Source organism: Streptomyces sp. NPDC036984 (genome assembly GCF_055607665.1).
Genome location: NZ_JBVJRL010000030.1, coordinates 37041 through 53393 on the forward strand (window position 1 = coordinate 37041; position 16353 = coordinate 53393).

Genomic DNA, 16353 nt, shown 5'->3' on the forward strand with positions numbered 1-16353 from the left:
TGCCATGCCCCGTGACGAACTCGCCCAGACCAAAGCGCATCTGCGACTCGCCCAGCAGCACGCCCACCGGGCCGACGCCGAACGTGCCGAGATGGAGGCCCAGCTTCACTCCGCCAAGGCCGAGATCGCCCGGGCCAACGCCCGCACCGCCCGCACCCACGCCGAAGCCGTCACCGCGCAGGCCGCCCTCGCCGAGGTGCGCCGCCTGTGCGACATGACCATTGCCGGCTCCGTCCGTGTCCAGGCCGTGCAGCAGGCCCGCGACACCCTCGCCGTCATCGACTCCATCGGCGACGGCCAGCCGCTTCCCGGGGACGCCGCGTGGCACTCCGTGTGGCTCCACGGCGACTGGCGCTGGCTGACGAAGAACATGACCACCCCAGAGCGGGAGCACGCCGCCGATGCGGTCGCCCGGTACGGGTGCTACCTCGACACGATTGACGGCGCCGACCGCTCCGAGGAGCCCGAAGGCCTGCGCTGGTGGAGGGACTGACCATGACCGACACTCCGCAGTTGTCCGGGAAGGATCTCGCCCGGCAGGCCCTCGCCGCCTACAAAGCCACCGCCCGCACCGCACCCGCTCCCGGGCCCGCCCGGACCAAGCGCAAGCGGATCGTCCACCGCGGCGACGGCCGCGAGCCCATCCGGCTCTCCACCGCCATCACCGCCCTCGGCGCCGACCTACCCCTCGACACCGGAGTTGCCGGTGGCAGCCTCCTCGACCGCTGGCCCGAGCTGTGCCCCCAGTACGCCGGCCACGTCGACGCCGTCAGCTACGACGAAGCAACCGGCCGCCTCGACCTCCGCCCCGAAACCCACGCCTACGCCGCACAACTCCGACTCCTCGGCGGCCAGCTCGCCAAGCAGATCAACGACAAGCTCGGCCGCCCCACGGTCCACAGCATCCGCGTCCTGCCTGTCGGCAACCTCACCGCGGCCGCCGCGCCGCCGTCCACGCCCCACGCTGCCGAGCCGCAAGGACCGGTGAAGACCCGCGAGACCGCCTCACCCGGCTACAAGGCCACCCTCGAAGCAGCCCTCACCCACCGGCGACCCCACCAGCCCACCGACCCCTACACCCTCGAAGCCATGGCCCGGCAAGAAGCCGCCGCCCGCGCCAACCGACTCCCCGAGACCGAGCACACCGAAGGCCAGTGGGCGCAGGCGGAAGCCGAACGGAAAGCTGGCCCACGCCCGGGCACCCTTGAGGCGTCCATCGCCGCCGCCATCGCCCGCAAGCGCAGCGAGGCCGCCAGCCTGGCCGAGCCCCGCCGCGTCTTCGACGTCGCCTGAGGAGCCACCCCATGCCCAAGTCCTATCGAGTCCTCGTCACCGGCAGCAGAGACTGGCCCAACCCATACAAGGTCTGCGCCGAGCTGGACGCGATACTTGCCAGGCTGGAATCCGGCCAGACCCTCACTGTCGTCCACGGCGCCGCCTCCCGCGGTGTCGACTTCGACGCCCACGCCTGGTGCCTCCGCCGCCAACACCAGGGCGAGCCTGTGATCGAAGAAAAGCACCAGGCCGACTGGCTCACCCACAGGAAGAAGGCCGGACCCATCCGCAACCAGCACATGGTCGACCGCGGAGCCGACGAATGCCACGCGTTCATCGCCCCCTGCTCCAAGACCGGGTGCACCCGACCAATTCCTCACGGATCCCACGGAGCCAGCCACTGCGCGGAACGGGCCGAACAAGCTGGGATCCCTGTCCGAAGATGGACAGCTTGAGCGGAGGGAACACCGCGGCGGATGTGGTGCACCGTGTGAGCGATCACCGAGCACAACAGGGAGCCGCCATGCAGCCCACCACCGCCAGCCTGTACCCCGACGCCTGGCACGCCGCCGAGGAAGCCGACGAACGCTCCTGGCTGGACCAGTGGGCACGGGCCGTACAGGCCCCAGCATGTCCCTGGGCTCGCCCCGACTGGGACGTCATGGGCGACTTTCAAGCCTTCGTGCAGAACCTGCGAGCCACCGCCGGGAGGCCCTGATGCTCCCCACCGTCACCGTCCGCACCACCATGTCCGCCAAGGAGATCGGCGCCCAAGTTGGGATGGCCATCCGGCACGCAAGGCCCAAGCCAGCACACGACTACCCGCGACCCCCAGTCACCGCACGCCACGCCGAGCTGTTCGTGGAGCCCGTGTACGCCGACGGTGAGCCGTATGCCCGGGACGACGAAGACGACCCCGAAGGCTGACCCGTTTTACGGCCGTAAAACAGCCAACCCCCGGAGACCACCCGCCCCCACCCCTCCACGATGCCGCCCCCGAGTTTTACGGCCGTAAAACACCAGACACCCCCGCCTCTCCGAACCCTCTGTGATCATCTGGCAGGATGCTTCCCGTCCGAAGTACCGGAACCTCGGGAAGTAATCGGAGAACAGAACATGCCCTACATCACCGTGCTCTTGAACCAGAAGGGCGGGGTCGGCAAGTCGACCATCACGGTCAACCTAGCCGCCGTCTACGCGGAGATCCTCGGCGGTAACCAGTCCGTAGCGGTCGTCTCAATAGACCCACAGGGCACCAGCATCGAGTGGGCCGACAAGGTCGAGAAGGCTGGCCGCCCGGTCCCCTTCCGCGTCGTTGACGCCAGCGACAACGTCGACAACCTCCGTCGGCTCCGCCGCGCCAAAGCCGACATCATCATCGTGGACACCCCCGGCTTCATGCCCCTCAAGGGCAAAGCGTCCGACGAATCCATCGACCCCCTCGGAGACGGAACCGTCGGCGACTCGCTCCGCGCCATCCTCGACATCGCAGACGACGTCATCGTCCCTGTCGAAGCCGAAGGCGCCGGCTTCACCCCCACCAAAACAACCATCCAACGCGTCGTCCTGCCCCGGCAAATCCCCTACGGCGTCCTCATCAGCAACTGGGACCCCCGCGACAGCACCGCGGATCTGGAGAAGACCCAGAACATGGTGAAGAAGGTCGGCTGGGAGCTGTACAACACCACCATCCGCCACTACAAGCCGCACGCCCGCGGTATCACCAGCGGACGGTTCTGCACCCAGTACGAGCCCAACCGCATCGCCGCCAACGCCAAGCAGGACTTCATGGCGCTGGCTCTCGAGCACCAGCTCCGCCGACAGAAGAACGCCGGAGCCCGGTGATGGGCAAGCGCGACGACTACGAAGACTTCTTCGGTGATGACGACGACACCGTCATCGACACCCGGGCGGACGGACGCCTGTACCGAGTGCCGCTCGGCCGGCTGGCCGCCAACCTGGTCAACCCCCGTACGGACTTCGGAACCGAAGACCAACTGATCGACCTGGGCAAGAGCCTGGCCCGCAGGCAGAACCAGGCATGCCCGGTCGTCTCCCGGACCGCCTACCTCAAGCTGTGGCCCGACCACGAAGATCGCATCGGCGACGTGGACTACGTCCTCGTCAGCGGTGAACGACGATACCGAGCGGCCACCGCAGTCGGTCTGCCCGCCCTGGACTGCGTCGTCAACGACGACTTCGCCACCGACCGGAAGACGTTCATGGAGGCAGTCGTCTCCGAGAACGTCGATCGGCAGAACTTCGACCCCATCGAAGAGGCCTACGCCGTGCAGGCTCTGGTCGCCGAGTTCGGGTCGAACCGGGCCGTGGCGCAGCACTTCGAGAGGGTCGACGGCTGGGTCACCCAACGCGTCCTGCTCACTCACCTTGCTCGCGAGGTGCAGGACCTGGTGCGGCAGAAGGCCATCCCGCTCGAGGCCGCCCGCTCTCTCGGCAAGCAGGCCCGGGACAACTCCTGGGATGCAAGCCAGCAGCTGGCATGGTGGGAAGAGGAACAGCAACGACGTGCGGCTGCGGCCGCGACGCGGTCCGCCGCCCGGAAGGCAGCCAAGCAAGCCTCTACCACGGCTCCGGTTAGCGCTCCGCCAACCACTGAGCCAGTGTCTTCGCCCCCCCCGAGTTTTACGGCCGTAAAACAGGAGCCGCCCATCGACACGGTGGATTCCGTCGAAGAGACGACCGTGGAACTGGGGTACACCGCGGTAGACCCGCCTGTCCTCTCGCCCGCTCCGGAGTCTCCCGAAGCGCTGGCCAAGCCGACCGGGGTCCAGGTTGCCAATCCCAAGCGGCCTGTCGAGGCGATTCCGGAGCCCCGACAACAGCAGGAGGAGCCAGCAGCTAAGCCGCGACCCTTCCCCTACGACAGCGCCGGCGATGCAGCGATGTACCTGGACGCGAGGATGAGCACAGAGGTGCTGCTCGAGACAGTGGCGATTCTGGCTGCGAAGGCTCTCGAGAGGGACCCGGAACGCCTCCGCCATATCCTGCATCCGGTACTCGAGCAGAGCGCGAGCAACTGACCTGTACCACTGGGCCCTGCCTCCTGTCTTTTTGCAGGTGGGCGGGGCTCTTGCATGCGTTCGTGGACCAGACCTTTGACCAGAGGTCAGGTTTGATGCGGGTTGCCGGGGTTTCCGATCACTCGTTCGAGTGATCTTCAGGCCGGATGTCTTCACAGTGCATATATCTGCGGGGTTGGCTGGGAGTCCGGACCCCCCACAGGTGGGATGGCCGGCCGCCCGGTCGGGGACTGCCAGGAGGCGCCGCGAGGTCTGCGACTTTCCAGGCGCCTCTCCCCGGCCACGGCGGCCCGCCCATCCCCCAACACCGGGCAGCGTGACCAGCAGCAACACCAGCCGACTGGAACCGGCAGGGAACAGGGTCTAGGCGCTGATGAGTAGCGCGCTTAGACTGCCGTCCACGAGACGGGCACGCCCACCACACCCCGTCGACACCTCACAGCCTCCGCGCCAGCCGCGGAGGCTGACCTGTATTCGCGTGGTCACTAACCGAACCCGTCGACTACGCACAGCTACACGGGAATCACAGAACTCGCCACCGCTGTTAGGAATCCGGTCACAACGCGGTGAAAACAACTTTCAGCCCTACGCAGTGACTGGAAACGATGTCAGGCTAGGGATCCCTGGACGTGGACTGGCAGCCGCATCCCGGGTGACCTCACCGCCCCGACCAAGCGGACAGAGGTCAAGCCCCTTCCCATATCTGCCGGAGGAGCGGAGACGCCCCATGTCCGCAGCAGAGCCGGCCACCCCGCCCACACCACCACCCACCCTGAACACGGGCGAGGGCGCGGCCGTAATCCCCATCAACGCGCGACGCACGAGGCGGAGCGCAACCCACAACCCGGGGGGGTGGACGACCGTGGACACGCCTGCCACCCAGCCGGGCCCTCCCGGACCGTCCCAGAACGCTGATCGTGAGGCAGTGCTCCAACTCGTCGCCGAGCAGATGGAGAAGGCCTTCAACGCCGTGGGACGCACCCTCGCCGACGACGAGACGGCGTTCGTGTTCAGGCACTCTCTCGGCCTGGTCGGGCACACCCTCCAGGGCGCAGCCGTGAACGGGATCATCACCGAGGACCAGCGGGACGAACTCGGTGCCCTCCTGGCCGGCATGAGCGAGGCTCCACGGCTCGTCTGAACTGCCCGCATATGCCAGGGATTCTTGCCATCTGTACCCCAGGTGCAACGGCCCTTTCTTGAACACTCTGTTGATCATCTGAAGCTGAGCGTTCAACTTCCGCCCCGCGCGTGCCATGATGAGGCGTCCGGATTTACCCGGAGTGACAACATCCGGTCTCCGGCGCGCGCCCCTGCTCACGCACACAGGACGTCCCGCGCCCCCGGGGACCGCGCGAGGGACGGGGGACGCATGGCCCACGGGGACACCGACAACGCAGCAGCAAGACTCCGGGAACTCGCCGCCTACTACCGCGAGCACCCCGTCACGGGTCCGGCCGGCCACTCGTACATCAGCTCAGAACCGCGGGGCACAGCCGTGACGCCGGCGCTGCCGTACAACACTCGCACCGCGGACCACATCCGCGCTTCCCTGCGCGAGGTCGCTGACCACACCCAGGCCGCCAACCCCAACGCCGGCCCGATGCCCGACCGAGTCGAGGACGCCTACCGGTGGATGCTGAACAACACTCAGGACGCCCCGGAGGCGGAGCAGTTCCGCGCAGAGGTCATCGAATACCGGCAGTGGCTGGAACACTGCCTGGAAGCCCGCGACAACGAGACCGTACGCAAGGAGGTCCGTAAACAGGCCTGTCCCGCATGCGGCTGCTGGGGCCTGATGTGGATGCCCACCCGACGCCGGGCCATCTGCACCAACCGCAAGTGCGTCGGCCAGGACGGAGCCTCCACCACTCTGTCCCTCAGCCGGTTCGCGCACGCGGTTGTGACAACGCGGAAAAAACTCCGCCAGGCCCGTGCAACCTGACGGCCTGAGCGTGAGTCGTATCTAGCACCATCCACAACTGCAGACCGTCTCGAAACAACCGGACCGTGAGGTCCACCCGTCTCGGCGCCGTCGTAGCTGCGAACTGCGGTGCCGCCCGAGCCCGGGAGCCCAGCATGGCCGTCAGCTACTTCACGCCTAATGAGGATGACGTCCGATCGATCCCTGAAGCGGTAGAGCTTCTGGCGGAGACCGATCACCCTGTCTCGCGCAGCACCCTTGAGCGGCTGTGCCGTAGGAACGGTGTGCGGCTGGTCAAGTACGGACGGACCAACCACGCGCCCTGGACCGAAATCCTGGAACTGCACCGCGACTGGGTGAACTCCGGTCAAGCCAACCGCTGAACCGTCAACCCGCCGGCCCCGCCGATCCCCTTAGGCAGATAGGGGGACCGTCAGGGGCCCTTTTTCATGCCCGCATCACATACAACCCCTCTAAGCATTGCCATGCCATGCTTAGCACGGTACGGTAGTTCCATCGATAGGCAACAGCCCACCCACCAGGGCTGATTGACCCCTCTCACGCACCCCTGGAGCCACCGTGGCCGTGATGACGCATGCCTCCGCACGCCCGGAAGCCGACTACAACACCCTCCCCACGGCCATCCAGGAGCGCTTCGACCAGGTCATGAACCTCGCCGACAACACCGCCGACAACGGCGAGTTCGTCGCCCTGATGCTCGCCGCCGCCGCCCTCGCCGGCCTCCACATCCCCTACGGCGCAGAAATCCGAAAGTGCGGCTGCTCCTGCTACTGCGGCACCGTCTTCAACCCGGCCGACCCGGACGCCCACGTCATCGAGGAGTCCGGTGGCTACAACCTCGGCCGCCACCAGTGCCCCACCTGCGCCGACCACCACCGCGAAACCGCCTGACCCACCACAGACTTCCCGGCCACGCATGACGCCCACACTGCGCGGCCGGGGACGCCAACCCCTCTCGGGAGAAGCGCATGCAGACCACGGCCCAGACCCTGATCGAGACCGCCCACATCATCACCACCCACGGCCTCCACACCGGCCCCCAGTTCGCCGCCAACGACTCCGATGCCGTCGACATCTGCGCCGCCGTCTACATGGCCGCCGAGGGCACCTGCCCGCCCGAGTTCGCCGCCGATGAGGACGCCTCCCTCGCCATCATCGAGGCCTCCGCGCCGGCCATGGCCGCCATCCGCGCAATCAGCGCCGTCCTCGACACCGACGTCTGCGAGACCGAGATCGCCCCCGGCCTGTACGTCCCGGACTACATCGAGCACGTCTCGCAGTGGGCCATGACCCCCGGCATCGGCCAGACCGAGCCGCCCACCGTGGACGAGGTCCGGGCCCGGATCCTCCGCGCCGCTAACACCCTCGCCACCCAGACCCCCAGCACCCGGCACGGCTTCACCGACGCCTACGGGCTCTGCACGACCTGCCGTGGCCACGGATCACTGATGGTCGACGGCGAAGAGATCCCCTACGAGGAACTCAGCCCGCGCCGCAAGCAGGGCCACGACCTCGGACACCGCTTCTACCGGAACACCAGCAAGCCCTGCCCCGACTGCGACGGCCAGGACCGCGTCACCGACGCCGTCGTGTCCGCCTACGAAGCCTCCCTCTGACTGAAAGGCCACCCCCATGAGCCTCATGACCCCCGAGACCGCCCCCACCGGCTCCGCCGATTCCTACAACGAGGGCTACACCGACGGCGAACTCGCCGCCATCACCCACCTCCCCTCCCGCCGCATCCACGCCCGCGCCTCCATGGCCGACCAGTACGACGTCCTCTACGCCCAGGGCCTCATCGACGGCTACCTCCACGCCATCCAGGTCAACGCCGCCCTCACGGAGAAGGAGCAGAGCTGATGACGAACCTCGCCGAGGACCTCGCCAGGGCGCAGGCCGAACTGGCAGACATCAAGCAGGAGATGACGAACTACGTCATGGTCCCGCGCACGGAGTACGAGCAGCAGCGAGCCCTGCACCTGAGTGAAGCCGCGGACGTCGTCGACGCGATGCTCACCAAGGAGCCTGACAACACCCGGGCCTCCGCCCTGTACGAGGTGCTGCTGAAGCTCCGCGGCATGCAGCGGTGCACCTGCGCCCGCAGCTGGGGCCTCCACGAAAAGAGCTGCCGAAAGTACGTCGCTGGTCACGACCTGCTCAGTCCCGTCAATGCACTCATGGCCTACCGAGCGGAACCGAGCACCAGGTGACCTGGCCCGACGGCACCGCCCTCGCCATCGGCATCACCACCCTCGCACTCCTCACCCTCCACCCAAGACGGAGCACCACCAGAACCCAGCACAGGACGGAGGCCGACCATGGCCACCCGAACCCGCAAGCAGACCCCGGCCAAACCCACCGCGAAGAAGCCGGCCCGGGCAGCCCGCAAGACCACCACCGCTAAAAAGGCCCTCCCCAGCACCGCCCCGGTCAACACCGTGGTCGACCTCCGCCGGCCCCTCCCCATCCGCCGCCGCGTCTTCGTCGGCCCCATGGGCGCCGTAGAGCAGGCCGCCATACGTGCCGCCCTCGCCAGCGCAGCCGCCCGGCTCCCCGTCCCAGTCCGCTCCTGGACCGGCCCCACCGCCCGCCTCGCCGACGGCACCGTCATCACCCACACCCCCGCCCACGCCACCACCGACCAGCGGCCCACCTTCCATGCCGCGATCCGCTGCCGCCACGGCGCCGTACACGCCTACACCATCCACACCGCCGACGAACTCCGCCGCGCCCGAACCCTCACCGCACAGTGCCAACAGCGCACCACTCCCGCCCCCAGCATCCCGGCCCCCAACCCGGCCGTCCGCGCCCTCGGCGACGCCCTCACCCGCGCCAAGAGCGCAGCCGCCGACACCCAACCCATCCCCACCCTCAGCCCCATCGTCCGCGTCGACCAGGAGACCCCGAGGGAGCACCCCGAGCCGTGACCACCGCCCCCGACCCCGGCTACGTCGCCACCCTCGCCGGTCAGCTCTGCAAACAGCACGCGGCCATCGTCGACAGCCTCGAAGACGACCTCGCCGAACACCGCAGCCGCATGCAAACCATCACCCGGTTCATCCACAACGAAGCCATCGCCCTCGACATCCGCCAAGGCCTCGCCCGAGACCTCCACCTCCCAACCCCGGAGAAGTAGATGACCACCGCCCCCGAAACCTTCACCCCCACCGCCACCGACATGGAAGCCACCCACTACGGCATCCCCGTCAGCACCTACGGCGAAGACGGCAACATGCTTGCCCTCGGCCACCACGACAAGCGCCGAGCCTTCGCCACCTTCAACAAGCACGCCCGAACCTTCCTCGGCTTCGCCAACTTCGCCGACGACCGCCACGCCCACCTCGACGACTGGATCGACGAGATCCGCCACATCTGGCTGACCTTCCACCGAGGCGACCCGAACGGCGAATGGACCTGGGAAGGCAGGCCCGCCACCGAGACAACCCCCGGAGCCGTCCCCGTCACCCTCCTGGACGTCGCATGACTGCCACCGCACCCGAGACCGAGCGCCACGACATCAGCCGCCCCCCGTCATGGCGCATCGAACTCCCCGCCGGCCTCAAGCTCCTCAACGAAAACGAAACCCGCCGCATGCACTGGCGCCGCGTCCGCGAAATGGCCAGCATCGTCCGCCACGCCGGAGCTGTCGCGGGCCGCAACGCCCGCCAACAGGGCCTCCCCCAAATGCGCGCCGCCCACGTCTACTACGTCATCCACCCCGGCCCCCGCGCTGTACGCCGAGACCCTGGCAACTGGATGCAATCCGCCAAAGCCGCAGTCGACGGAGCCCTCGTAGACGCCGGAATCCTCACCGACGACGACTCCACCCGCCTCCTCGGCCCCGACCCACGCCTAGGCACCCCCATCAAAGGCTCCCAGCTGGTCCTCATCGTCACCGACCTCGACCAGATACACCCCGACCACCTGGCTCTCCTCAACCCGCCCACGGACCTCACCGGAGTCCCCCGATGACCGCCACCACACGCCTCGGCACAACACCCGCCACGCCCAACTGGGAATACGCCCTCTGTGCCCAAACCGACCCCGAGGTCTTCAACCCCGGCGGCGTCGGCTCCCAGATCACCACCGCTGTGAAGCAGGCCAAGAAGGTCTGCGGACGCTGCCCGATCCGTGTCGGCTGCCTCAACTGGGCGCTGGCCAACCGGGAGCCAGCCGGCGTGTGGGGGGGCATGGACGAGCACGAGCGTCGGCAGGCCCTGGGGGTGGTGGAGTCGCAGAGGGAGCGTTGCTGGGAGCAGCAGGAGTGGATTGAGGAGCAGCTGGCGGCTGGGGTGCCGCAGTCGCGGGTCGCGAAGCAGTTGGGGGTGTCGCGGATCACGCTGTGGCGTTGCCTCACCGAGTTCGAGCAGGAGCGGGCCGCGGCCGCGGGTGCGGGGGTGACGGCGGGATGAGCATCCTGAGTGCCGAGCAGCGCGGCGACATGGTTGAGGCCCTGATGCCCGAGGCGGCCGGCCTGGTCGTGGACGTCCATGAGGGTTCTGCTGACGACATCAAGACGCGGCTGGCCGGTTTGACTCGGCACGAGCTGGAGGCCCTGGCGGTCGTCCTGGCTGCGGTCGCTGACCCGGAGCGCTCGTTGAAGGAAGCGCTGGCGTGGGTGACGTTCGATGAGCACGGCGATCGGATTGCTCGGTCGCACACGACCAGGTCGGAGAAGGCCATCCGGGACTTGGCGCCGACGCTGCGGCGTCAGATGGCCGGGGTGGACGTGGTTGCGGTGAACCGGGCCTTGTCTGCGAAGAACGAGCGGCAACCGCTGAATAGGGACGAGCGGCGTCTGGCGATTGAGGTCGGCTTGCGGCGTGGTCTGTCCTACGAGCTGGTGGCACGCCGGTTGGGGATGGAGGTGCCGGCGGTCCAGAGGGCGTGGGAGCGGATCAAGCGGCGGGCCCGGGAGGCCGGTGAGCCGGTACCACAGCGACCCTTGGTGGCCGTGTCCGATGTGGCGTGAGCCGGGGGAAGCGCCTCAGACAAACAGGTTTTGAGCTGCGAAATTCTTCATGGGGCCGCTCGGTGCTAGCGCACCAAAGCGGCCCCTGACGTAGCAAGGAGTGTTCGATGAGTACCACGATGACCCTCACCGGCCGGCTCACCCAGGCGCCGGAGCTTCGGTTCAGTCCATCGGGCGTGGCGATTGCCGCGTTCACGATCGTCACCTCGCGGCGGGTGAAGGACCCGGCCTCGAACGAGTGGTCCGATGCGGATACGACCTACTGGGAGTCGAAGGCCTTCAAGCAGCTCGCGGAGAACATCGTGGGCTCCCTGGACAAGGGTATGGAAGTGATTGCGGTGGGCCGGGCGGTACAGGAGTCCTGGGAGGACAAGCAGACCGGCCAGAAGCGGTCGAAGATCGTGTTCCGGGTAGATGCGATCGGCCCGTCTCTGCGCTCTGCGACTGCGCGGGTGGAGAAGGCGCGGGGCGGGTCCGGTACGGGGAAGCAGGACGCGTACCAGGCGGCCCGTCAGCAGTCGTCGCGGGAGGGGATGGAGGATCCGTGGGGGTCGTCGCCGGCGGGCGGTGGCGGGCAGAACGCTTGGGACACCGAGCCTCCTTTCTGAGCTTCCTGGTTCGCTTGCGAAGGGGTCTGCCGTGTGGCTGGACCCCTTTGCTGTAACCAACCTTGCTAAGCATTGTCATGCCATGCCTATAGGGGTACGGTGGAGATATCACGCCCCACCACACGGAATCCCGGGGGACCCCATGCCCAACTGCGACTGCGACGCCACCCCCGAAGAGATCGCCGCCGGCATCCACGGCCCCGGCTGCGCCAGCCTCACCGGCCCCACCGACGACCCGTCCGACCACTACGGCCAGTAGGAGCCAGCCATGACCGCTGTCACCCGCGAACAGATCGCCGACGTACTGGCCCGCTCCTACGACGGGCAGCCCATCGCCGAGCTACGAGAGGAGCACGCAGCACTGCACGAGGAAGCTGCCGACGCTGTGCTGGCCCAGGCTTCCGACGTTGAGGTGTCGTCCTACCGGATCGCTCTGTTGCCGCCCGGGCACCCCATGCGCAGCTTCTCAGCCATCACCGTTCGCCTGTGCGACTCGGGACTCTGGCAGATCAGCCGCCTCGGTTTCCTTTTGGACGCTGACGGCAGGTGGGAACAGGCCTCCAAGCGCTCCCAGGAGTGGCGGGCGCAGCGGGAGTTCGATCTGGAAACTGCACTGCGTCTGGCCCGTGTCGCTGCTCCGGCTGTGCGGGTCGGCGATTCCACCGTTGGCGCCTTGCTCGCCGAGTAGACCCGGTCCCCACGCCCCCTCCGGGGACCGCCAGCCGCGCACCCCGGCGCGGTCCGCTGCCCCATCCCGCACCCCCCGGCGGGGTGGGGCAGTCCCATACCCGCCGCCTGACCCCGCGCACCACAACCCCAACCACGAAGGAGCACGCCGTGAACAGCACGCCTCGCCTGGCCCGAGCCCTCACTGTCTTCCACGCCTGGATGGAAGACAGCGACATGTGGGATGGCAACGCCCTCTACCTCGACTTGGAAACCGCCAAGGCCCACGCCGCCTACGACTACGAAGGCGACGAGTACGGCCACTGGGACGACGAAGACGAGGACGACGAGCCCCACTCCACCCCCGACTTCACCTGGGTTAAGGAGCACGGATCGTGGCACCTCCTCGACCACGGCCAGAACACCCTCGTCCAGATCAGCGAGACGACCGTCTACCGCCCGGCCACGCCCCGGGAGGTCCAGCAGCAGGACGCCCTCACTGCCGCCGAGGAAGCCGCCCGTGCGATGGGTCCGCACATGCCGCTACGTGAGGCCCTGGAAGCCGAAGCCGCTCGCCTCACGCCCGCCACCGCCTGATCACCCGCCCTCACACCCCTGGAGACCTCATGCCACACGACCCGCAGCCCCTCGACCTCGACGCGATCGAAGCCCGCTGGGCGCCCGTCCCCAAGTGGGAGCGCCCGTCCATCTCGGTCACCGACTCGTCCAGCCCCGGTGTTCTGCTCGCCGCGCTGGCCCACGCACCGCATGACGTCGCGGCGATGGCCGACGAGATCCGCCGCCTCCGCGCCCAGGTCGCCACCGCACGCGAGCAGGCCATCCACTGGGCCGCCGAAACCACCGACGCCAAGCTCGCCGCCGATCCCGACCACAACCGGGCATCAGCCCTCTACGAGCTGCTGCTCCAGCTCCGCGGCAAGCTGCCCTGCACCTGCGCCCGCAGCCAGGGACTGCACGAGAAGGACTGCCGGAAGTACGTCCCCGGCCACGAACTCCTCAGCCCCGTCCGTGCACTGGCCGCGTACCGCAACGAGCGCGCCGCCGTGGTGGCGCACGTCGTCGCCGACGACGGCACGCCGGCACACGAGATCTGGTCCCCGCACTGCGAGGACGGCTGCTGCCGCTGACACCCGGCCGTGACCACACTCACACCAACCACCAGGAGCAGCAACGTGACCGAACAGATCCTCGCCTGCCCCCGCTGCCGATACCCGGCCACCGTCGTGGAGGACGTGACCGGCCACCTCGACTGGGGCTACGCCGTCATCGACAACACCGGCACCGTCCGCCCCGCCGACCCGAACCAGGTACCGCCCGTCCTCTCGGCCGACAACGCCGACTCCGCTGGACGCGCCCGCGCCTGCTGCTCGAACAGCGACTGCCAGTACCAGTGGCGGCTGCGCCGTCCGTTCGACCCGTCCCCGTGACCACCCCGCACGCAAGGCGGCCCGCCCGTGCAGCAACCACGGGCGGGCCGGCCCCAGCCTCCCACACCACGACCGCCCGCCCGCACCAGACATCTGGAGTGACCATGACCGACCCGACCGATCCGATCCGCCGCAGCGACCTGCCGTCCATCCCGTCGCCCGAGTGGGAGTTCCACACCTGGTTCCCGCACCCGGACGGGGGCGGCGACATGGTTCCCGGCCAGCGTCAGCGCGGCATCGTGCTCCGGCGGCGCGTCTCCTACAGCGACTGGGAGCCCGTCCGCCCCGACCGGTGGGCCACCGAGCCGCCGAATGACGTCCGCGCCGCCGCTCCTGCCGACCCGGCGCCCGCCACCGACCGCAACACGCTGCGCCAGCGGATCGCCGAGGCCCTGTACCCGACCTACGGGCAGGAGGACCGCACCCGCAGCCTCGCCATCGCCGACGCGGTCCTGGCCGTGCTGCCCGCGCCCGACCAGCAGGCCGCCGTGCTGGCCGAGGCCGACGCGTTGCTGTTGAAGATGGCGCGTCAGGCCCAAGACCGCGGAGAGCGGGAGTGGGACGCGGGGTACGTCGAGGGCCTGGGGCGTGCCCGCTCCGTGCTGCGTCGTCTGGCTGGCGAGGCGCAGCAGGACGAGCACGCGTGCGGCAACTGCGAGGGCGTCGACCCGGGGACGTGCCTCATGAACCCCGCCCGCGTGGCGCAGCAGGACCCGACACAGGACGGCGAGGCCCATCCCCGGCGAGGCGACCAGTTCGAGCAGTGGCTGAAGACGCAGCGGGACGCAGCCGCCAACTACCCCGAGGCGTATCAAGTGACCGACGGACTCCTCGACCTGTACCGGCTGCACGCCGACACCGGCACCCCGCTCGCCGAGCACGTCTGCGAGGGCCGCGTCGCTGGGGACTGCGAGTTCCTTGAGCCAGACACCCCGAAGGCGCTGCCCGCGAAGCTCCCGCCGATGGACCCGGTGCACATCCTCGGCATCGACGCGGAAGCCGACGTGGCGCGGTCCGGGCAGCCCGAGACGGACTGAGCCTGCCGGGGCCCCGCTACGCGACCCCACCCCATCCCGTACGCCCTCGCCCCGAAGAAGGCCCCATGCCCGACCCCGCCCTGCAAGCCGCCCAGGAGCACGCCACCCACTCCTGGTCCATCTCCATGGCAACCCGCGGCCTGGCCGCAACCCTGAGCACCTGGACGACCGGCACCGCCCCGGATGGCAGTCCCGTCATCTCCGCGGAGGTCGCCGGCCCGGGCGCGGCGCACGCGCTGGCCCGGTTCGCTTCCGAATCCGACTTGAGCCTGTCTCACCCCGGGGACATGCGCCCACTGTTCGACATCGAGGTCATGGATCGCACGGTGCTCGTGTGGCGGCGTGACGGGGTGTGGGTGGAGCTGTGGCACCCGAACACCGTCCGGGCCGCTCCTGAGCCCGAACAGCCCGTTCCAGCTCCCGCTGCTGTTCAGGCGACGCCTGCCAGTGCTGTCCGGGCCGCACTCCGCGGACTCGGTGACCGACTCCCCACCACCCGACGCAACAAGGAGACCAGCCGAGCATGACCGCACCCGTTCAAGTGGGCCCGTCGTCTCAGCACAGCGGGCCCGCCCAGGTTTCCGTCCGCTACCTGACGCCACGCCTCACCCAGGTTCTGCAGCTGGCTGCGAAGGGCTGCTCCAACAGGGAGATCGGTAGGAGGCTTGGCACGACTGAGGACACCGTGAAGTCGCAGATAGCTGCCATCCTCAAGCGTCTGAAGGCCGAAGACCGTGCTCAGGCGGTCGCTGTAGGCATCCGGATTGGGCTGGTCAATCTGGACTCCGTCGCCGTTCCGCCTCGACCTGAGCGTGTGGAACGACCGGTGAAGCACGTGGACAGTAAACCGGTCGATGAGGCACTCAAGGACCAGCTCGCTGATCTCGGTGACCGTGTTCGTGCAGAGCGCCAGGCTCGGGGTTGGGCGGTGGCCGATCTATGTGAGCGGTCCGGCCTGAGCAGGGCCACCGTGCAGCGTTTGCAGGACGGCGAGGGTTCCCTTCGCGCGTTCATGCAGGTGTGTGCGGCGTTCGAGATTCCCTTGGGGCACCTTCTGTCCGCGGAGTGGCAGATGCCGGCGCGGGCGCTGAAGTTGTCGCCGCGGCAGGTTGAAGTGCTGCGGGAGGCGGCGTCGGGTGACTCGCTGGCGCAGGTAGGGGCCCGGTTGGGGATGCACAGTCGGGCGGTCAGTTCGCATATCTCACGCGTGTATCAGCGGCTTGGGGTTGCTGGTCTGCCGGTGGGTGAGCGGCGTGCGGCTGCGGTTCGGGTGGCGATGCAGAACGGCCTATTCGACCCCAAGAAACGGACATCTTAGACACCGCCACCGGCGGGAGACCGCCCCACCCACCCCTAGAGGT

General features: G+C 68.6%; 28 protein-coding genes. All 28 read left to right on the top strand.

What is annotated here, in order from left to right; all coding sequences use genetic code 11:
* Positions 1 to 4 precede the first annotated feature (4 nt).
* The 28 genes from ACZ7DL_RS34965 to ACZ7DL_RS35100 all read left to right on the top strand — a co-directional run bounded on the left by ACZ7DL_RS34965 (position 5) and on the right by ACZ7DL_RS35100 (position 16310).
* Positions 5 to 493 carry a hypothetical protein gene (locus ACZ7DL_RS34965; RefSeq protein ID WP_470780507.1) on the top strand — a complete coding sequence of 163 codons (489 nt, stop codon included), beginning with the start codon at positions 5 to 7 and terminating at the stop codon, positions 491 to 493.
* 2 nt (positions 494 to 495) lie between these two features.
* Entirely contained in the window at positions 496 to 1293 is a 798-nt protein-coding gene (locus ACZ7DL_RS34970) for a DciA family protein (RefSeq protein WP_470780508.1), read from the top strand.
* Positions 1294 to 1304: 11 nt separating this feature from the next.
* The gene (locus ACZ7DL_RS34975) at positions 1305 to 1730 is read left to right on the top strand and encodes an SLOG family protein (RefSeq protein WP_470780510.1); all 426 of its coding nucleotides are present in this window, start codon (positions 1305 to 1307) and stop codon (positions 1728 to 1730) included.
* Between the two features lie 68 nt (positions 1731 to 1798).
* Complete coding sequence (locus ACZ7DL_RS34980; protein ID WP_470780512.1) at positions 1799 to 1993, top strand: hypothetical protein; 195 nt, start codon at positions 1799 to 1801, stop codon at positions 1991 to 1993.
* A complete protein-coding gene (locus ACZ7DL_RS34985) occupies positions 1993 to 2202 on the top strand; it encodes a hypothetical protein (protein ID WP_470780514.1) in 210 nt (69 codons plus the stop codon). Before ACZ7DL_RS34980 ends, ACZ7DL_RS34985 begins: the two co-directional genes overlap by 1 nt.
* A 189-nt stretch (positions 2203 to 2391) precedes the next feature.
* Positions 2392 to 3120: a nucleotide-binding protein gene (locus ACZ7DL_RS34990; protein WP_470780515.1), complete on the top strand. Its 729-nt coding sequence runs from the start codon at positions 2392 to 2394 to the stop codon at positions 3118 to 3120.
* Complete coding sequence (locus ACZ7DL_RS34995) at positions 3120 to 4316, top strand: ParB/RepB/Spo0J family partition protein (protein ID WP_470780517.1); 1197 nt, start codon at positions 3120 to 3122, stop codon at positions 4314 to 4316. The genes ACZ7DL_RS34990 and ACZ7DL_RS34995 overlap by 1 nt, the downstream gene beginning before the upstream one ends.
* Positions 4317 to 5241: 925 nt before the next feature.
* Complete coding sequence (locus ACZ7DL_RS35000; RefSeq protein WP_470780519.1) at positions 5242 to 5457, top strand: hypothetical protein; 216 nt, start codon at positions 5242 to 5244, stop codon at positions 5455 to 5457.
* A gap of 231 nt (positions 5458 to 5688) precedes the next feature.
* Positions 5689 to 6261 (top strand): hypothetical protein, encoded by a 573-nt coding sequence (locus ACZ7DL_RS35005; protein ID WP_470780520.1) that lies wholly within the window; start codon positions 5689 to 5691, stop codon positions 6259 to 6261.
* Positions 6262 to 6395: 134 nt separating this feature from the next.
* Positions 6396 to 6623 carry a hypothetical protein gene (locus tag ACZ7DL_RS35010; RefSeq protein WP_470780521.1) on the top strand — a complete coding sequence of 76 codons (228 nt, stop codon included), beginning with the start codon at positions 6396 to 6398 and terminating at the stop codon, positions 6621 to 6623.
* Positions 6624 to 6828: 205 nt separating this feature from the next.
* Positions 6829 to 7152 carry a hypothetical protein gene (locus ACZ7DL_RS35015; RefSeq protein ID WP_470780522.1) on the top strand — a complete coding sequence of 108 codons (324 nt, stop codon included), beginning with the start codon at positions 6829 to 6831 and terminating at the stop codon, positions 7150 to 7152.
* A 77-nt stretch (positions 7153 to 7229) separates the two neighbouring features.
* Entirely contained in the window at positions 7230 to 7877 is a 648-nt protein-coding gene (locus ACZ7DL_RS35020; protein WP_470780524.1) for a DUF6197 family protein, read from the top strand.
* Between the two features lie 16 nt (positions 7878 to 7893).
* The gene (locus ACZ7DL_RS35025; RefSeq protein WP_470780526.1) at positions 7894 to 8121 is read left to right on the top strand and encodes a hypothetical protein; all 228 of its coding nucleotides are present in this window, start codon (positions 7894 to 7896) and stop codon (positions 8119 to 8121) included.
* Positions 8121 to 8471: a hypothetical protein gene (locus ACZ7DL_RS35030; RefSeq protein WP_470780528.1), complete on the top strand. Its 351-nt coding sequence runs from the start codon at positions 8121 to 8123 to the stop codon at positions 8469 to 8471. Before ACZ7DL_RS35025 ends, ACZ7DL_RS35030 begins: the two co-directional genes overlap by 1 nt.
* Before the next feature lie 108 nt (positions 8472 to 8579).
* Positions 8580 to 9188, top strand: a complete 609-nt coding sequence (locus tag ACZ7DL_RS35035; RefSeq protein ID WP_470780529.1) for a hypothetical protein — start codon at positions 8580 to 8582, stop codon at positions 9186 to 9188.
* Positions 9185 to 9397, top strand: coding sequence for a hypothetical protein (locus ACZ7DL_RS35040; RefSeq protein WP_470780530.1), 213 nt, complete (start codon positions 9185 to 9187; stop codon positions 9395 to 9397). Before ACZ7DL_RS35035 ends, ACZ7DL_RS35040 begins: the two co-directional genes overlap by 4 nt.
* Positions 9398 to 9745 carry a hypothetical protein gene (locus ACZ7DL_RS35045; protein ID WP_470780532.1) on the top strand — a complete coding sequence of 116 codons (348 nt, stop codon included), beginning with the start codon at positions 9398 to 9400 and terminating at the stop codon, positions 9743 to 9745.
* The gene (locus tag ACZ7DL_RS35050; protein ID WP_470780534.1) at positions 9742 to 10233 is read left to right on the top strand and encodes a hypothetical protein; all 492 of its coding nucleotides are present in this window, start codon (positions 9742 to 9744) and stop codon (positions 10231 to 10233) included. The genes ACZ7DL_RS35045 and ACZ7DL_RS35050 overlap by 4 nt, the downstream gene beginning before the upstream one ends.
* Positions 10230 to 10673, top strand: a complete 444-nt coding sequence (locus ACZ7DL_RS35055) for a WhiB family transcriptional regulator (RefSeq protein WP_470780535.1) — start codon at positions 10230 to 10232, stop codon at positions 10671 to 10673. Before ACZ7DL_RS35050 ends, ACZ7DL_RS35055 begins: the two co-directional genes overlap by 4 nt.
* Positions 10670 to 11233 carry a hypothetical protein gene (locus ACZ7DL_RS35060; protein WP_470780537.1) on the top strand — a complete coding sequence of 188 codons (564 nt, stop codon included), beginning with the start codon at positions 10670 to 10672 and terminating at the stop codon, positions 11231 to 11233. The genes ACZ7DL_RS35055 and ACZ7DL_RS35060 overlap by 4 nt, the downstream gene beginning before the upstream one ends.
* Positions 11234 to 11340: 107 nt before the next feature.
* Positions 11341 to 11841: a single-stranded DNA-binding protein gene (gene ssb, locus ACZ7DL_RS35065; protein WP_470780538.1), complete on the top strand. Its 501-nt coding sequence runs from the start codon at positions 11341 to 11343 to the stop codon at positions 11839 to 11841.
* 268 nt (positions 11842 to 12109) lie between these two features.
* Positions 12110 to 12529: a hypothetical protein gene (locus ACZ7DL_RS35070; RefSeq protein WP_470780539.1), complete on the top strand. Its 420-nt coding sequence runs from the start codon at positions 12110 to 12112 to the stop codon at positions 12527 to 12529.
* A gap of 149 nt (positions 12530 to 12678) precedes the next feature.
* Entirely contained in the window at positions 12679 to 13104 is a 426-nt protein-coding gene (locus ACZ7DL_RS35075) for a hypothetical protein (protein ID WP_470780540.1), read from the top strand.
* A gap of 29 nt (positions 13105 to 13133) precedes the next feature.
* Positions 13134 to 13655 carry a hypothetical protein gene (locus ACZ7DL_RS35080; RefSeq protein WP_470780542.1) on the top strand — a complete coding sequence of 174 codons (522 nt, stop codon included), beginning with the start codon at positions 13134 to 13136 and terminating at the stop codon, positions 13653 to 13655.
* 45 nt (positions 13656 to 13700) lie between these two features.
* Positions 13701 to 13955, top strand: a complete 255-nt coding sequence (locus tag ACZ7DL_RS35085; protein ID WP_470780544.1) for a hypothetical protein — start codon at positions 13701 to 13703, stop codon at positions 13953 to 13955.
* Positions 13956 to 14059: 104 nt separating this feature from the next.
* The gene (locus tag ACZ7DL_RS35090; protein ID WP_470780546.1) at positions 14060 to 14992 is read left to right on the top strand and encodes a hypothetical protein; all 933 of its coding nucleotides are present in this window, start codon (positions 14060 to 14062) and stop codon (positions 14990 to 14992) included.
* A 65-nt stretch (positions 14993 to 15057) separates the two neighbouring features.
* A complete protein-coding gene (locus ACZ7DL_RS35095; protein WP_470780547.1) occupies positions 15058 to 15519 on the top strand; it encodes a hypothetical protein in 462 nt (153 codons plus the stop codon).
* A complete protein-coding gene (locus ACZ7DL_RS35100) occupies positions 15516 to 16310 on the top strand; it encodes a LuxR C-terminal-related transcriptional regulator (RefSeq protein WP_470780549.1) in 795 nt (264 codons plus the stop codon). Before ACZ7DL_RS35095 ends, ACZ7DL_RS35100 begins: the two co-directional genes overlap by 4 nt.
* The last annotated feature ends 43 nt before the right edge of the window (positions 16311 to 16353 follow it).

Bases quoted from the DNA above. Each gene is read 5' to 3' on its own strand.
- ACZ7DL_RS34965 (WP_470780507.1), top strand. From the start codon at position 5: ATGCCCCGTGACGAACTCGCCCAGACCAAAGCGCATCTGCGACTCGCC.
- ACZ7DL_RS34970 (WP_470780508.1), top strand. From the start codon at position 496: ATGACCGACACTCCGCAGTTGTCCGGGAAGGATCTCGCCCGGCAGGCC.
- ACZ7DL_RS34975 (WP_470780510.1), top strand. From the start codon at position 1,305: ATGCCCAAGTCCTATCGAGTCCTCGTCACCGGCAGCAGAGACTGGCCC.
- ACZ7DL_RS34980 (WP_470780512.1), top strand. From the start codon at position 1,799: ATGCAGCCCACCACCGCCAGCCTGTACCCCGACGCCTGGCACGCCGCC.
- ACZ7DL_RS34985 (WP_470780514.1), top strand. From the start codon at position 1,993: ATGCTCCCCACCGTCACCGTCCGCACCACCATGTCCGCCAAGGAGATC.
- ACZ7DL_RS34990 (WP_470780515.1), top strand. From the start codon at position 2,392: ATGCCCTACATCACCGTGCTCTTGAACCAGAAGGGCGGGGTCGGCAAG.
- ACZ7DL_RS34995 (WP_470780517.1), top strand. From the start codon at position 3,120: ATGGGCAAGCGCGACGACTACGAAGACTTCTTCGGTGATGACGACGAC.
- ACZ7DL_RS35005 (WP_470780520.1), top strand. From the start codon at position 5,689: ATGGCCCACGGGGACACCGACAACGCAGCAGCAAGACTCCGGGAACTC.
- ACZ7DL_RS35010 (WP_470780521.1), top strand. From the start codon at position 6,396: ATGGCCGTCAGCTACTTCACGCCTAATGAGGATGACGTCCGATCGATC.
- ACZ7DL_RS35015 (WP_470780522.1), top strand. From the start codon at position 6,829: ATGACGCATGCCTCCGCACGCCCGGAAGCCGACTACAACACCCTCCCC.
- ACZ7DL_RS35020 (WP_470780524.1), top strand. From the start codon at position 7,230: ATGCAGACCACGGCCCAGACCCTGATCGAGACCGCCCACATCATCACC.
- ACZ7DL_RS35025 (WP_470780526.1), top strand. From the start codon at position 7,894: ATGAGCCTCATGACCCCCGAGACCGCCCCCACCGGCTCCGCCGATTCC.
- ACZ7DL_RS35030 (WP_470780528.1), top strand. From the start codon at position 8,121: ATGACGAACCTCGCCGAGGACCTCGCCAGGGCGCAGGCCGAACTGGCA.
- ACZ7DL_RS35035 (WP_470780529.1), top strand. From the start codon at position 8,580: ATGGCCACCCGAACCCGCAAGCAGACCCCGGCCAAACCCACCGCGAAG.
- ACZ7DL_RS35045 (WP_470780532.1), top strand. From the start codon at position 9,398: ATGACCACCGCCCCCGAAACCTTCACCCCCACCGCCACCGACATGGAA.
- ACZ7DL_RS35050 (WP_470780534.1), top strand. From the start codon at position 9,742: ATGACTGCCACCGCACCCGAGACCGAGCGCCACGACATCAGCCGCCCC.
- ACZ7DL_RS35055 (WP_470780535.1), top strand. From the start codon at position 10,230: ATGACCGCCACCACACGCCTCGGCACAACACCCGCCACGCCCAACTGG.
- ACZ7DL_RS35060 (WP_470780537.1), top strand. From the start codon at position 10,670: ATGAGCATCCTGAGTGCCGAGCAGCGCGGCGACATGGTTGAGGCCCTG.
- ssb (WP_470780538.1), top strand. From the start codon at position 11,341: ATGAGTACCACGATGACCCTCACCGGCCGGCTCACCCAGGCGCCGGAG.
- ACZ7DL_RS35070 (WP_470780539.1), top strand. From the start codon at position 12,110: ATGACCGCTGTCACCCGCGAACAGATCGCCGACGTACTGGCCCGCTCC.
- ACZ7DL_RS35080 (WP_470780542.1), top strand. From the start codon at position 13,134: ATGCCACACGACCCGCAGCCCCTCGACCTCGACGCGATCGAAGCCCGC.
- ACZ7DL_RS35090 (WP_470780546.1), top strand. From the start codon at position 14,060: ATGACCGACCCGACCGATCCGATCCGCCGCAGCGACCTGCCGTCCATC.
- ACZ7DL_RS35095 (WP_470780547.1), top strand. From the start codon at position 15,058: ATGCCCGACCCCGCCCTGCAAGCCGCCCAGGAGCACGCCACCCACTCC.
- ACZ7DL_RS35100 (WP_470780549.1), top strand. From the start codon at position 15,516: ATGACCGCACCCGTTCAAGTGGGCCCGTCGTCTCAGCACAGCGGGCCC.